Below are 15,416 nucleotides of genomic sequence, written 5' to 3' on the forward strand. Positions count from 1 at the left end.
GTACGATCTCAGTTTCTATTATATCTTTGTCTAGTACTTGGTACATCATTGGCTTGCTTTCTTTTTTTATGTTTCGCAACACAAAAATAAGCAAGCCTTTTTTATAGGAAAAGTTTAAATGACTTCAATCATCAAGATCAGCGGGAACAATTTTTTTACGGTTATTTTTGATAAAATGTTTTGTAGCTTTTGCAATGTTTCATCAAAATTTATTTTTAAATGTGCAAGACTTACTTTCGGTATGCTTACCAATGCATAGTTTATTTAGGAATAAATTAATTATGTGTAAGTCATTTATTGTAACCGTATTTTGCATTGTTGTTTGAATTATATAAATACACTTAATAAAGAAGGTGTTTTTCCGTTTAATATTAAGTACTTAAATGCTTTCTAAATGCTGACTGCGTATTTATATTAGGGTGAGTACCGATGAGTAGGCTGCTAAAGGTTATTCTCAGCGTAGTCAAGCCGACCGGCTGACCAATAATGCAAATTGAATAATTTCTTTAGTGCAGAAAACATTTTTGAAAATTATTCTGCCAAAACAATCAACCGTCCAGAATGGAATAAACCTTATAAAAAGCTCAAATCATTAAAAAATCAGTTTCCTATTATTCTTTTCATCCACTGGAGCTGGTGAAAGTGTAGGTCTTAATAGCTTTGTTAGAGCAACATCATTTCCTAACGAAAAGTAGCGAATGATTTACATGGCATGTTCGAGACCAAAACGACTCTTAGTAATTAGAGTTCCTTCCAAGACAACCGAAAATGAATTAAGAACTAAATTTGGAAATGAAATTGAGATTGTAACTCTATAATCACTTTTTAAATGTTTGAAAATGTACTAGAAATGCCAAATACAGATTCATATGAAAACAGCTTATTTATACGTTCGTGTAAGTACAGACGAACAAAAAAGAAAGGGATATTCATTACCTGAGCAGGAGGATCGCTTATTGAAATACTGTAAATTTAATAATATAGAAGTCAAGGGTATTTATCGCGAAGACTTTTCAGCTAAGAATTTCAATCGGCCCGAATGGAAAAAACTACTTTCAATAATTAAACACAAATCATCACGGGAAGACAAGAATATACTATTTATTAAATGGGATAGATTTAGCCGGAATATTGAATACGCCTATGAAATGATAGGTATGCTTCGAAAATGTAGAACCACGGCAATGGCTATTGATCAACCCGTTGATTTTTCCGTGCCTGAAAGCATAGTCATGCTTGCTGTTTACCTATCAGTCCCTGAGGCGGAAAACAGTAGGAGAGCCCAGAATACAGCCAACGGTATTCGTCGGGCGAAACTGATGGGTAGGTATCCCAATAAGGCCCCTTTGGGATTCATCAATCTGACATTGGTGGATGGCAAAAAAATTATTGCTCCTAAGGAACCAGAAGCAGGTATTATAAAATGGATCTTCCATCAGCTTTCCAAGAATATTCATAAGGTAGAAGAAATCCGAAAAATGGGCAATGATAAAGGATTGATATGTTCACGATCACATTTTTTCAGACTTATGCGCAATCCAATTTACTGTGGCCTTATAACGATAAAGTTTAATTCTGAAGAAGAACAAATGGTAAAGGGAACACACGAGCCATTGATCCCGGAAGTCTTGTTTTACGAAGTTCAGCGCATCATTACAACAAAAAGGAAAACCACTGCTAAAAGAGACGATCTGAAAGCCATGTTTTTCCTAAGAGGATTTTTGGTATGTCCTCTTTGCGGTCACAAACTTAGTGGAAGTTTTTCTCAAGGCGCGAGAAAAAAATATCCCTATTATCATTGTCATGGAGGATGCAAGACAAGAATAAATGCGATTATTCTCAATGATAGTTACCAAAGTAAACTTCAACAATTGACACTCTCAAATAAGGCAATTGACCTATTCAGTTGTATTTTGGAAGATCGGAGTGTAAAAACACAAAAAACAGGGTATTTGTACGAACGGAATTTGGTGGAGAGAAAGTTAAAAGAAGAGGGATTGATTCTTTCCCGAGCCAGAAAGTTATTTGTGGGAGAAATACTGAAACTTGATGATTACAGTGAATTAAAAAGGGAGAACCAAATTAATTCCAAATGTTTAAAAAAGGAATTACTTCATATCAATGTTAAATTAAGAGACATTGAAAAACAAAACCAATTAGAAGACAGATCGTTTGTGGACATTTTTCAGGGATTCTCAGATTTGGACACTGCAGATAAAAAACATCTTGTGAATCTAATCCCGCCTGCTAATGTTGACTACCAATCAGGAAACCTCTCTTTGGGTTTAAACGATGCGTTATCAAAGATACTATCAAAAAAGAATAACCGAAAAAGTAACAAAAATGAATTTCAATGATAAAAAGGTTTCCGTTGAACGGGCAATTGCTATATTAGCAAAAAATGGTATTCAGGTGGATGATGCAGAAGTGGCAGTTATATTGGACTTCCTATATCTGATGTCAAAAAATTATAATAAACCAAAAGATAAGGCATCGAAACCTTAAGGAGAGATCGAACTTCTGAAAAAGACCATTAAATATACGCTGAAACACTTTTTTAGGCAGTTTAATATAGCTGCCTCAAGATTCTATTTTCAAAAATCCAACTATAAAAATCTAGATAGTAAGAGTTTGGGTCACAGATTTTTAATGGCATAAAAAAAGGAGACAACCATTAAATAGTGTCTCCTTAAGTGAGCGCGTCAGGATTCGAACCTGAGACCGTCTGCTTAGAAGGCAGATGCTCTATCCAGCTGAGCTACGCACCCATTAAATAATTTTGAGAAAATTACTAAAACTGTCGGGGCGGCAGGATTCGAACCTGCGACCTCCTGGTCCCAAACCAGGCGCGATGACCGGACTACGCTACGCCCCGAGAATATAATTGTTGGTAAGAAAAATAGCGGAGGGTAAGGGATTCGAACCCTTGCGACGCTTGCACGTCGACAGTTTAGCAAACTGCTCCATTAACCACTCTGGCAACCCTCCTTTTTTCTTATTTTTTAATGATCGTTGTTCCGTTATTGCGAGTGCAAATATAGAACAGATTTCTTTATTTACCAAATAAAATTCAAATAAAATTTGCGTATTTTTGAGGTGATAAATGGTTAAAAAAATAAACTGATGCGTAAGACATTATATATCATCGGATTAAGTACTTTTGTTTTTTCATGTACTTCCCAACAAAATGTAAAAAAAAATACCTACAAGCCGAAAACCCCGGTATCACAGGCCAAACCCGCAGTTAAAACTCCGGTGGCTCAAACACCAAAACCTAAAATTACCAATGAGCATGGTGTAGAGTTTTTTACAACCAATCTCGCAGATCCTGCAAAAAATGATAATACGGCAAGCTACGGTTCTATCGTTTCAGCAAAACCAATAGGATATAAAGTAGTAAAGACTTACTTTCCTGCTATTGCACAGAACTTCCGACAGCGTTACCTTATATTACATTATACAGCACTTCCTGACGATAAATCCATTACCGTACTTACCCAACAGGGCGTAAGCGCTCATTATCTGGTCAACAATACCGGAGACAATGAGATCTATCAGCTGGTAGATGAGAACAAACGTTCTTATCATGCAGGAGTAAGTGCATGGAGAAATGACAAAAACCTTAATGACACCTCAATAGGAATTGAGATCGTTAATACAGGATATACAGCTGATGCTACAGGAAAAAGAACATTTGCAGTTTTCAGTGATGATCAGATCAAGAAAGTGGCTGCACTGGCTAAAGACATTGTGATAAGATATCAGATTCCGGCAACGAATGTACTTGCCCATTCAGATATTGCACCTACAAGAAAACAAGATCCGGGGCCTATGTTCCCATGGAAAAAGCTTTATGACGAATACCAGCTTGGGATGTGGTATGATGAAGCGGCAAAGCAGAATTTCTTAGCTCTGGCACAGGAAGAAGTACCTCTTAAATATAACGATCCTTCCTTTATCTTTGTTATCCAGACGGCATTGCAGAAATTCGGATATTACGTGGATCTGAGCGGAAAATGGGATGATGCAACGAAAAAAACAATCGAAGCCTTCCAGTATCATTTCCGTCCCCAGAACTATGACGGAATTATGGATGCTGAAACATGGGCGATCCTTCAGGCTTTAAATCAAAAATATCCAGCGAAATAAAAATTCAAACGCATCGGTTAAGATGCGTTTTTGTTATATTCAAAAATAAAAACAGTTAAATTATCTGTAATGGAAAATTTCAGAAAAGAAAGTGATCTGTTAGGCGAACTCAATGTGCCTGCAGATGCTTATTACGGGGTACAGACGCAGAGAGCGATCGATAACTTTAAAATCTCAGGACAGCTTCTGTCTTCCTATCCGGACTTTATCAAAGGTTTGGCTTTTGTAAAAAAGGCAGCGGCAAAAACCAATTATGAATTGGGTCTGCTTGATGAAAGTCTATATTTCAAAATAGCAGAAGCCTGTGATGAAATTGTAGCAGGGAAGTACCACGAGCAGTTTCCTGTAGATATGATTCAGGGAGGAGCCGGAACTTCAATCAATATGAATGCGAATGAAGTGATTGCCAATATCGTTTTAGAAAAATTAGGAAAAAATAAAGGCGAGTACGAATTCTGTTCACCGAATGATCATATCAACCTTTCCCAGTCTACCAATGATGCCTATCCTACAGCGATCAAAATGGGACTGCTTCATATGAATATCGGATTGGTTGAGAGGCTTGAGAAAATTGTTGATGCTTTCCGTGCAAAAGGCAATGAATTCCATGATGTGATCAAAATGGGCCGTACCCAGCTTCAGGATGCCGTTCCAATGACTTTGGGACAGGAGTTTGAAGCCTATGCAGCCACTTTGGAAGAAGATATTTCTAAATTAAATAACAATGCCAACCTTTTCGTAGAAGTCAATATGGGAGCTACGGCTATCGGTACAGGACTGAACGCTCCGGTAGGTTATGCAACGCTTTGTGCTAAAAATCTGGCTCAGATAACTGGTTTTCCGGTTATTTCCGCACCCAATCTTGTTGAAGCTACACCGGATACAGGTTCATATGTGATTTATTCTTCTGCTACAAAACGTCTGGCTGTAAAGCTTTCCAAAATCTGTAATGACTTAAGATTGCTTTCTTCAGGTCCAAGAGCCGGATTATTCGAGATCAATCTTCCTCCTATGCAGCCTGGATCATCTATTATGCCAGGAAAAGTAAACCCTGTTATTCCGGAAGTAGTGAATCAGGTGTGTTTTAAAGTATTTGGAAATGACCTTACCGTAACTTTTGCCGCAGAAGCAGGACAATTACAGCTTAACGTAATGGAGCCTGTACTTTCCCACGCGATAATGGAAAACATTAATTTTCTTTGCAATGCATTGGATACGCTTCGTGAGAAATGTGTGGTAGGTATTACAGCGAACAAGGAGATCTGTCTGAACATGGTGAAACACAGCATAGGTATTGTAACCGCATTGAATCCTTACATCGGATATAAAAAGTCTACAGAGATCGCAAAAGAAGCTCTGGCAACCGGAAATAGCGTTTATAATCTTGTTTTAGAGAAAGGTATTCTTTCCCAGGAGAAATTAGATGAAATTCTAGATCCTAAAAACATGCTGAAACCGCATAACAAATAAATAAACCAGAATTGATGAATGATAAGTGATAATAAATACATCATTTATCATTCATTCTTCATCATTGATCAATTTAAAAAGTGAGGTTCTTAATCATTATTCCTGCTCATAACGAAGAAGAAAATCTTTCATTCACCTTGGATTCTTTGCAGCAACAAAGCTTCAGAGATTTCAAAACTGTGGTTGTGAATGACGGCTCTACAGATAGAACAGCGGAAGTGATCAAAAAATATACAGATCATGATTCCCGTTTTGAAACAATGGATCTTCAGAAATCGGCACATCAGCCAGGTTCTAAAGTTGTGAATGCCTTCAACAACGGGCTGAAGACTCAGAATATGGATGAATTTGATGTCATCTGTAAATTTGATGCAGACATTATTCTTCCGGGCAATTATCTGGAAACACTGGAAAGTGCTTTCAAAAACAATCCGGAATACGGGCTTGTTGGCGGGTTATTGTATGTAGAGCAAGACGGAAAATGGGTATATGAAGGCAATTCAAATAAACAGCATGTAAGAGGGCCTATGAAAGCCTACCGCAAAGAATGTTTTATACAGATCGGTGGCTTGAGGGAAACACTGGGTTGGGATAATATTGATTCCATTCTGTTGGAAAATATGGGCTGGAAAGAAATGGTTCTTCCCGAACTTCAGGTAAAACTGATTAAAGTGAAAGGAGCAGACTATACGATAAGGCCTGCAGACTACTACGGAAGGTATTTTTACTTTTTGGGACTGAATAGATTTCTGGCTTATATTGCTTCTTCAAAAGAAGCAGCGAAGAGCAGATCTGTATCTTTTTTCTTTAACATCATTAAAGCTTACGAAGCCTGTAAAACAGAAAAACTGGAACTGAAAATCTCAAAAGAAGAGCAGCAAGCCATCAATGATAAACGCTGGAAAACGCTGAAGAAAAAATGGCTGAACATGTAAGAAAGATAGATTGAGATCCAGCCAAACCTATTACCTTTGCTAATCCCTAATCCCTAATCCCTAATCCCTAATCCCTAATCCCTAATCCCTAATCCCTAATTGAAAAAAATCGCCTACATAGAAATAGATACCCACGCAGAAATTGCGCAGGCTTTCATGGATATTATGAAGGATTCTGCCGACTTTAGTGTAGATTATTATTTTTCTAAAAAGATTAAAGATATAGTGGAGGAGAATGGAGAAACTGTGTTTTTATCTGACAGTTCTATGATCATGGAGCAGTTGAAGTTAAAAAAATATGACCTGATTATTATTGGGACGGTTCACCGGTATTTCAACACTTTTCATGCACTGGTTCAAAAGTATAATGCAGCAGTTATTGTTCACAACATCAATTTTTCAGTAGCCTCAAAAGGGGCTTTGATGAAGAGTATTTTCAAGGGAGATCTTGTGTATCGGCTGAAATTATGGTGGAAAGAAGGCTTGTTTTACACTTCGAAGACCTACAGGAATGCCAAAAGCCTGTTGATATTGGACGAAGAACTTTCATCAAGCACTTATAAGTTTCTGCCTCTTTTTTATAGTGAACCTATTGAAAAACAAGAGAATAAGGGGCTTGTTGTTGTTATTCCCGGGGGAGTTTCTCAAAAAAGAAGAGATTATGATCGTGTTTTTAAAACAATTCAACATTTAGAAACCGGTGAAAAGTGTGAATTCATATTTCTGGGGAAAGCTAAAGATGACGAACTGAAACATCTTGAAAAACTGTCACAAAAACTTCCCGAAAATGTCTCCATACAGTATTTTTCTGACAGAGTTTCGAATATCGATTTCCAAAAAGGGATGGAGAAGGCAGACGTTTTATGGTGTCCTATTCAGCAGAAAGCAGAATTTTTCAGCAGGGAAGAAATTTATGGGCGTACAAAAATGACTGGAAACTTAGGAGACGCCATCAAATATGGTAAAATAGCCGTTTTTCCTAAAGATTATCCGTCGAAATTAGAATTTATTATTCCTGAGAAGGAAAATGTTTTAGAGCAGTTTAAAGAGCTTAAAAACACCCGTTTCGATTTCCAGGAAAATTACAACAAAAAGTCAGTGCTGAAAAAGCTTGAAGATGTTCTGTCTGGCTTAATTTCTATTTAAATTTAAAAATACTTTTAATAAATTTTGCATTCAGATAATTCTCGAGTGGGAAAACCTTTGTGAAATAATTACCAATAAAAATCAAAATCAAAACGACAGCCGGTTTGTAAATCAGGTTGATGAAATTATTATTGAAAGTTGGTAAAACAATAGCCACTGTAATGGCTAAAGTGCAGATAATAGAAACGAAGATCATTTCAATCGTCAGAGGAGATACTTTGAAAACAAAATAATTGAAAGCGATCTTGATGACATTATAAGTCGTCAGAGAAATAGCTGTAGATAAAGCAATTCCGATCAGTTTCAGATCTGTATTTTTAATGAAATAATAGTTCAGTCCTATGGTAAGTCCTGCAAGAAGCAGCATGATCAGGATATTGAATCTGTAATATTTTGAAAGCGAAATAATATTCCCGTTAAATCCTGTCGCAAGATCAATTAAAACGGCAGAGCCCCAAATCCATACTACAGGCTCATATTCCCTTAGCATGGTTCCATTTTTAGGCATAAATTCCGTCAGGTAAGGAAAACCGACCATTATGCACGAAAACAGGACCGCCCCTAAAAAATATAAAGATAGAGATGTCTTTTTGTGAAATCGGTCAAGTTCCGCCATATCACCGTCAGCCAATGTCTTACTGATAATCGGGGCAGAAATATTAAACAGCCCCAGCTGTGGAACAGAGATCAATGAAATCAGGGCATACAGAACAGAGTAGATTCCCACTTCTTCCATTCCCATAAATTCACCGATCATGAAGCTGTTGATCGCTAGGTAATTGCCGAAAGTTCCCAGGAATCCGAAAAAACTGTAATTGAAAAACTCTTTCCAGAAATGATCTTTCTTGAAATAATCAGTATTAAAATCCAGCTGTATCTTTTCAAGCCTGTTGGTGTAATAAATATATCCACAAAGCATTAAAGCAAATATTCCAAAAAAGAAAGCAAATGCTATTTGTTGAGACAGCATAAAATAAGCAGACAGGCAGAAAGCTCCCAGATTGGCTATTTTAGGGAAAAGATTGTCAAAAATATTGGAAACTACAATTCTCTTGTAATTGGATGTATATTTATTGAAGATCGCACAGAATGAAAGGATAAGAATCAGTGGGAGGATCATTTCCTTTAGCTTCCAGGCTTCCGAATGTTGAAATTTTGGGAAAAAATAGGGGAGTACAAAAAATACGCCCGTAAAAATGATAAAATTGATAAAAACCGTTAGTAACGACAGCGACAGCATATTCTGCTTTTTGCCATCTTTTTCCACTCTATGAAAAAACTTTACATTGGAGTAGGAAATACCCAATACTACAAAAGGAACCAGCATTTCTGCGGTAGGGAGGATATAGCGGAGCTTTCCATAAAATTCAAAATTATACGGAAAAATAAAAATGGCGGATATGGTACCCAGCAGAAAACCAATATAACCTATGATGGAATATTTGAAGCCCTGTCTCGCTACTACACTCATACTGTTCTTTTAATGGTTTTTTGGCGTAAAAATAATATTGTTTATATAGCTGGTTTTATTTTTTTCATCGTTTGTATTGTGTAGTAAAATCTCTTCCGTCAGAAGTTCCAGCTTAAAACTGTCACGGTTAAGATATTTTGCTTCATAGCCCCAGCTTTTTACTTCAGAAATATCATTCCAAATGGGATTGTTATGGTGTCTCTGTTCCATTTCGACCATCAATGTCGGAAGAAACTTTTTGATGATTTTTTTAGCGCCGGAAAGGGTTTTCATTTCATTTCCTTCCACATCTATTTTGATGAAGTCCAGTCTGTCGAAGTGCTCTATAGCAGCCCATTCATCCAGTTTGATCACCTTTACCTTTTCGGTATAGCTTTCCTCTTCACCTTTTTCTTTGTATAATGTGTTTAAAGTTCCACGGGAAGCAATCTGTCTGCCGTTAATAATCGGAACCTTAAATTCAGCGGTCGTGTTTTCGTCAGAGAGAGCCAGGGGGAATACTCTCATTCTTGGGAAAAGCCTTTTCAGACGTCGGTAAAGTTTTTTGTTCGGTTCAAAACCATAAATATTTTCATGATTCAGTTTGCTTTCCAGTTGATAAAGAAAAGTCCCGACATTGGCCCCGATGTCCAGTATTACAGCATTTTTGGGGAGGTACTCCTTGATCCATACCAGTTCCGGTTCTACATTCCGTGCCGAAAAATTAGCTTGAGTAAGATGGTTTAAATTTTTAAAATATCTTTTCTTGTAAAAACTCGGACTTATATATTGTAGTTTTTCTGCAATTTGTTGATATAAAGACATCCCTGATTGTTTGACGAAAGGCAAAGATAAGCAAAAATGTTAAACTAATGTTAAAAAAATACAAATATAACCGTTTGATTATCAGTTTGTAACTGAAAAGTGTCGATTTGCAAAAAATTGAATTTTAGCTGGTTGAAGCTTTGTTATAAAAACGATTCCGGAAAACCTGTTTCAAAATGTCCTTTCTTTTTAATAGGATTGAATTAATGATGAAAAGAAGGGTTGTTTAAATTCATAATGTGATATCCTTTGGATTTTTTTTGCAACCACAAAAGGCACGAAAATTTTTTAAGCACTTCAGTTATTTAAGTTTGAAAGCCTTACAAAAAGAAGATCATTTAAGTTTTTTGAAAATCAAATATTTTCATAATGACAGGAATCCGTCGGCCCTTAATTCCCCCACGGAGAGGTGGCTAAAATTCAAAGAATTTTTGACGGGGTGGTTTACAGCAGCTATAAAACAAAATCCCACAGATCCCACAAAATTCTCTCCGAAATCTGCGTCATCTGCGGGAAATAAAAAAGTTGATTATTTAATTTTGAGAATATTTGGCGTAAGCCTTAGCCAGCTTTTCATCGTATTTATTTTCCCTGTATCCGGCTCCGTTATAAAGCTTTGCAAAGCCCGCCCAGTTTTTATTTCTGAGATGAACAAGGCAGTTATTTTTCTCCAGAAATTTCCCAAATGCTTTCAAATGTGCACCCTCATTGAGTTCCATTTGCGAAACAAAGTGATGAACATCGCTATAGCCTAAATTTTTAGCATGATAGCCCATGATCTGAAAACTCCCCCATGAAGCGGAAGATAATGCGGCCTCTTTGAAGTTCGGACTATTGTTGAGGCTGATAGCTTCACTGAGTCTGTCATATTCTTTCACACCACCCTGATAATACACTTTGGTCCATTTCGGATAAAGAACGTTCTGGCTGTTTGAATTGTAATAAGAATTAGGATCGACACCTCTTTTCTTAAGTTCATTCCAGAAAACATGACCCTCAAACAGAATTTTAGGTTTATTATTGATTAAAAATCCTTTTCCGCTGCTTTCAATTTCGTTCACGGCTTTTACGGCAGCGAGTTCCAGATTGTATTCATCTGCAAAATTAACAAGGTCGCTCTCCTTCAGGAATTTATCGGTCTGGTTTACAGGTCTTTCATCTTTTTCAAGAAGAACGGCCCAGGTTTTTACCCCAACGATTCCGTCTACAACCAAAGAGTTTTTACTTTGAAAATCCTTCACGGCTGCATCTACTTCCAGAGTGAATGAATCCGAGATCTTAATGTTGTATCCAAGTTGGTAAAGAATCTCACATAAGGTTAGTACTTCCGGTGCTTTTGTATAATGTTTTAAAAGTCTCATGGTAATATTTTTTATAAGTGAATAGTGAATAGTGAATAGTGAATAGTGAATAGTGAATAGTGAATAGTGAATAGTGAATAGTGAATAGTTTTAGATATGTATCAAAATTTGAAGTCTCATATCTCATGTCTGACATCTGAAGTCTAGCATCTAATTAACCGGTATACGCGGCATTCTCTCACAAATCATTCCGATCAGAAAGAACGACTTAAATTTCACTTCTTCCCTCTGAAGTTTATATTCCAGGTTAAGCGGCATTGCGCTGGTAACGCTGAAACTCTGATTTAAAACGGCGTAATCATCGATTCTCAGTTCAATACTGTACTCGCCTAGAGGGATGAGTTGATTGATTATACCGGCTTCATTGCTTTCGATCTCAAAGATCCGGTTGTTGTTCGTCCCTTTAATGGAGATAGCGCATTTATAGATGGGGTCGCTATTAATTTTATCCGAAACTCTGAATTGTACAACAGCACCTGCAGGCGGTAATGGAATAGGGGTGGGAATTGGTGTCGGTGTCGGAGTTGGAATAGTAGGGAATTTAGGGCCCCATGAACCCCAGGGTACTTTAATGGGGTTGGCAGGTTGGGGCGTAGGCTGTACCGGACTTGCTCCATGAGGAACCGGATTCAACGGTGTTAAGTTTTTAATAGTATTAATAAGGTTTCCCATGTTCGTTTTACCGGCGAAAGAAGGATTGGCTGCTGTTTTCAGTGTTTCTGAAGGTTCTGTTTCCACAGAGGGTCTGGCAGTAAAACCATTAATAACCATTGCTTTTTGAGTTCCTGCAATAGCTGTTTTCTTAGCTAAATAATTAAATTGGTCAGACTTGATGGTTTTTACATTGGTGATCGCTTTCAGAAACCTTTGATTATTATTTTTGTTGACAAAAACCTGTTGCTTCATCACCATCGGTCCAAAATAAACAAGTTGCTCGTTATTGCTAACACTGGTACTGACAATAGAAGGATCCAGAATCACTTTTAGATTTTTGATCAGAATCATGGTTTTCGGAAAAGCCGGAAGCTTAAAGTCATTGGAAATGGTCTGTCCGTCTGATATTTTTTTAGGTTCTTTCCATTCAAAATAATCCGACAGCATAAAATTTTTATTGAACCAGTTTCTTTTTAAATGCACGAAAGAATAATCTGCTTCCACAGCCTGGATCATGTTTTCATCATAATCTATAGATAAAATCTCAGAAGGAATATTTTCATTGCTGTTTTTCGCCTCAGAATGAAGTCCCTCCAGTTCAGATTTTTCAATGCGCATGCTGTTCCATCCGGATTCATTTTCCATGAAATCATATGGAATAAAATTGATATCGTGAATTGAAGAATTGCTGATCACATCCGTTTTCTCAGCGGCCTCAAAAGTATGTTTCGCATTCTGTGCCATGGCAAGATAGAGGTCAGCGTCAGAAGATTTGTTGATCCTTGCCAGTTCCTTTTCAATGCTGTCTTTACTTCCTTTAACCTTCCATTCAGAAAAAGCCAGTTCTTTCAGATTATTCAGGTTGATAAGCCTGTCGTTCCAGTTGCTTTTTTCTTCTTCAGTGTCAAGTCCGTCCAATACCATCAGATGGTCTGTTATTGTATTGACAGCCTCTTCAAATAATGTTCTGTATTTTTTATAAGCTTTGAATTCTTTGGTGTCACTGTTTTTAGCATCAAAAAGAACCGTGCTTTTGTTGTCCAGAACTTTGTCCAGATTTTCCTCCAGATTTTTCAGATTGTTTTTGTCCAGAATATCTCTGTAGATATCAAATAAAGAATTGTTCGGATTCAGATCCCAGAAATTCTGAGAAATAGGAACAGAGTTTAGCTCATAGGCGACGTTCTGTTTTTTGATGATCGAAAGGGCTTTTTTCTGGTCATCGTTCAGCAGACTCTGAGGTTTCAGGAGCTCCAGTTCCTCATTATCATATACCCGAAGAGATGGGCAGATCATAGGCAGGTCATTTTCCATCGAACTCTGCGACATATAGATATTCTTAAGCTTCTGGTAAACGGCTACAAAATATTTCATGGTTATAGTTTTTAGTTTAGGTGAATAACCGACAGAAAAAACTTCTGCCGGCTATTCTTATTGAGAAGGATATATAAGTAATCTCAGGTTGGGTTAAAGAAAATGATATTAATGAGTTGGAAGTTTGAAGAGGGAGGCTTGAAGTTACTCCTGAACATTTATATTGAACAGATGCCGTAAAATTTATAAAGTAGTTTTAATAAAATAATAAAACTGCACTATCGTTGTATTTTAGGATTCCAGTAACTTCCCTCTTCCGGCTTCAAACCTCCTTACCTCATTATGATTTTCCGTCTGCCCATTTTTTGATCTCCGGATTCGGGTTGGGAGATTTAGGGACAATGTGGCATTTATACCCGATGATGTAAATTCCTTTTGAGACCAGCTTTTTGCCTTCCCATTCATAGGTGGATTTTACATTCTGGTTATCGTAGCTGTAGTTTCCTCCGATTACGAAAGGTCCTATTCCTACTGCACCACCACCGGATACTGAATTTTTAGCCTCAGTGTATGCCGAGCTGCTGTCTTTAAAGTTCAGAGAAACATCTTTTGCAATAATCAGTTCCGTGATGATAGACGGCATTAATCCTTTACCTTTTCCATCACTGATCATGTCACCGTTCAATGTTTGTGGAGACTGTTCGTGAAGCTTCCAGTATTTAGATTCTATAAACTGTTGATTGAACCAGCCTCTTTCCACTCTTACCTTTCCGATTTTGAAGGAAATATCCATGCTGGTATAATCAGAATTGATCTTGGTCTTTTCATTTTTTCCTCCTGCTTTGGCTCCGATAGAGAATAATCCCATGCTGAACCCGCCGGCAGCACCCCAGTTATGGATAGATTTAGAATAATCATAATTTGATTTCCCTTGTGAAATAGAAATTTCAGGCCAGCCTTTTGATTCCCTTAAAGCGTTGGCTGCAACCGGAATACAAGGAGAATAGTTGGTGTAATCTAAAATTCTGGTTCTCTGACTGTTTCTGAATTCTGCCTGGATTCTTTTCTTGATCACGAGCATATGCTTTTCTTCAATTTCGCTCAGATAATTTTGAATTCTTTCCACAGCTTCCTTATACCCTAGAGACTGCCATGCCTTTAAAGCAGCTTCCTCGCGCTTTTTCATGTTTTTTCCGTCAATAGAAACCTTAGCCATAGCATCGGTGTCCCCATTGTCTGCTGCCACTCTGATTTCGTTGTTTGCATCTACGATATCATAATACTTCATCTGATACTCTACATATTTAGCATAACTAGGCGCTACAAAAGTGTGGATCAGCTCAGGCTTGTTCAGGTCATCTACCGGAGCATTCTCGTCAAAATCAGGATTCTTTACCTTTTTGATTTTGAATAATTTATCTCTCAGAGAATCAAGCTTCTTTTCTACTTTTTGGTCAAAATCTGTGTCTACAACTACAGACCACTGCAAAAGATCCTCGTATACTTTTGAAACCCTCTTCTGGGAATCATTCATAATCGTGATCGCTCTTCCTTTTCCGTCTTCGGTAAGAGGAGGTAGTTGGGAAGGAATAGCATCAGTCATCGCTGCGAACTGCTCCATCTGAAGGTATTTTTTGAATTTGCTGTTAGATAAAGCATTTTGGTAGGCCTCCATATCAATTTTCGGATTTCCGTTGGCGTCCAGAATAGGTTTTCCTGTTCCGTCCAGCATTGGTTTTGGAGAAGGTGCATCTCCGAAAAGTCCGTTCAGCGCATAATCGAAAGTGTCTTCAGAAAGTGTAATCCCTACCGGATCAAAGGCGATGAAATCATCAGTTCCTAAAGATTCCGGATTTCCTCCGTTGGTTACCGTGTCATAAACTTGCTTTAAAAGCATGCTCATTAATGAATTTGTTTTTGCTTCTTGAGTTAAAGTTGGCATAATTATAAGTTTTTAAAATTTTCTTTGCTTACTCTTTTTGGTTTTCAGCATCCCCGATTTTTTATAGTACAAATGTATTTCAGTGGTGTGAGTAAATCAACAGTGTTTTTCCTGTTTTTTAGGCGTGGTTTTCACTATTTTTTAATTTATGTTGAATTTGTTTTAATTTA

The 15,416-nt window shown here is 37.3% G+C and carries 11 protein-coding genes and 3 tRNA genes; 6 read left to right on the forward strand and 8 right to left on the reverse strand.

Going from position 1 to position 15,416, the window contains the following annotated elements; all coding sequences use genetic code 11:
* The first annotated feature begins 869 nt into the window (after positions 1 to 869).
* Complete coding sequence (locus HHL23_RS17130) at positions 870 to 2,357, forward strand: recombinase family protein (protein WP_169236010.1); 1,488 nt, start codon at positions 870 to 872, stop codon at positions 2,355 to 2,357.
* Entirely contained in the window at positions 2,344 to 2,505 is a 162-nt protein-coding gene (locus HHL23_RS17135; protein ID WP_169236011.1) for a PTS sugar transporter subunit IIBC, read from the forward strand. Before HHL23_RS17130 ends, HHL23_RS17135 begins: the two co-directional genes overlap by 14 nt.
* 189 nt (positions 2,506 to 2,694) lie before the next feature.
* On the opposite strand, the gene HHL23_RS17140 is transcribed toward HHL23_RS17135, so the two are convergent.
* The 3 genes from HHL23_RS17140 to HHL23_RS17150 form a co-directional block, all read right to left on the reverse strand.
* Positions 2,695 to 2,768: transfer RNA gene (locus tag HHL23_RS17140), tRNA-Arg, on the reverse strand.
* 32 nt (positions 2,769 to 2,800) lie between these two features.
* A tRNA-Pro gene (locus tag HHL23_RS17145) sits at positions 2,801 to 2,875 on the reverse strand.
* 28 nt (positions 2,876 to 2,903) lie between these two features.
* Positions 2,904 to 2,988 (reverse strand) — tRNA-Ser (locus HHL23_RS17150).
* A 135-nt stretch (positions 2,989 to 3,123) separates the two neighbouring features.
* Here HHL23_RS17150 and HHL23_RS17155 point away from each other — a divergent pair.
* The 4 genes from HHL23_RS17155 (at position 3,124) to HHL23_RS17170 (ending at position 7,700) form a co-directional block, all read left to right on the forward strand.
* The gene (locus HHL23_RS17155) at positions 3,124 to 4,149 is read left to right on the forward strand and encodes an N-acetylmuramoyl-L-alanine amidase (protein ID WP_169236012.1); all 1,026 of its coding nucleotides are present in this window, start codon (positions 3,124 to 3,126) and stop codon (positions 4,147 to 4,149) included.
* Positions 4,150 to 4,218: 69 nt separating this feature from the next.
* Complete coding sequence (aspA, locus tag HHL23_RS17160) at positions 4,219 to 5,619, forward strand: aspartate ammonia-lyase (protein ID WP_169236013.1); 1,401 nt, start codon at positions 4,219 to 4,221, stop codon at positions 5,617 to 5,619.
* 80 nt (positions 5,620 to 5,699) lie between these two features.
* Positions 5,700 to 6,554 (forward strand): glycosyltransferase, encoded by an 855-nt coding sequence (locus HHL23_RS17165; protein ID WP_169236014.1) that lies wholly within the window; start codon positions 5,700 to 5,702, stop codon positions 6,552 to 6,554.
* 99 nt (positions 6,555 to 6,653) lie between these two features.
* Positions 6,654 to 7,700 (forward strand): hypothetical protein, encoded by a 1,047-nt coding sequence (locus tag HHL23_RS17170; protein ID WP_169236015.1) that lies wholly within the window; start codon positions 6,654 to 6,656, stop codon positions 7,698 to 7,700.
* Here the strand turns inward: HHL23_RS17170 and HHL23_RS17175 are convergent.
* From HHL23_RS17175 to HHL23_RS17195, 5 genes are all read right to left on the reverse strand, one after another.
* Positions 7,693 to 9,171: a lipopolysaccharide biosynthesis protein gene (locus HHL23_RS17175; RefSeq protein ID WP_169236016.1), complete on the reverse strand. Its 1,479-nt coding sequence runs from the start codon at positions 9,169 to 9,171 to the stop codon at positions 7,693 to 7,695. The two genes, HHL23_RS17170 and HHL23_RS17175, sit on opposite strands and share 8 nt — an antisense overlap.
* Positions 9,172 to 9,180: 9 nt before the next feature.
* Positions 9,181 to 9,975 carry an FkbM family methyltransferase gene (locus HHL23_RS17180; protein ID WP_169236017.1) on the reverse strand — a complete coding sequence of 265 codons (795 nt, stop codon included), beginning with the start codon at positions 9,973 to 9,975 and terminating at the stop codon, positions 9,181 to 9,183.
* A 533-nt stretch (positions 9,976 to 10,508) separates the two neighbouring features.
* Positions 10,509 to 11,336, reverse strand: coding sequence for an N-acetylmuramidase domain-containing protein (locus HHL23_RS17185; protein WP_169236018.1), 828 nt, complete (start codon positions 11,334 to 11,336; stop codon positions 10,509 to 10,511).
* Positions 11,337 to 11,486: 150 nt separating this feature from the next.
* Positions 11,487 to 13,364: a hypothetical protein gene (locus HHL23_RS17190; protein ID WP_169236019.1), complete on the reverse strand. Its 1,878-nt coding sequence runs from the start codon at positions 13,362 to 13,364 to the stop codon at positions 11,487 to 11,489.
* Between the two features lie 280 nt (positions 13,365 to 13,644).
* The gene (locus tag HHL23_RS17195; RefSeq protein ID WP_169236020.1) at positions 13,645 to 15,246 is read right to left on the reverse strand and encodes a hypothetical protein; all 1,602 of its coding nucleotides are present in this window, start codon (positions 15,244 to 15,246) and stop codon (positions 13,645 to 13,647) included.
* Positions 15,247 to 15,416: the final 170 nt, after the last annotated feature.

It is taken from the genome of Chryseobacterium antibioticum (assembly GCF_012927325.1).
Lineage (GTDB): Bacteria > Bacteroidota > Bacteroidia > Flavobacteriales > Weeksellaceae > Chryseobacterium > Chryseobacterium antibioticum.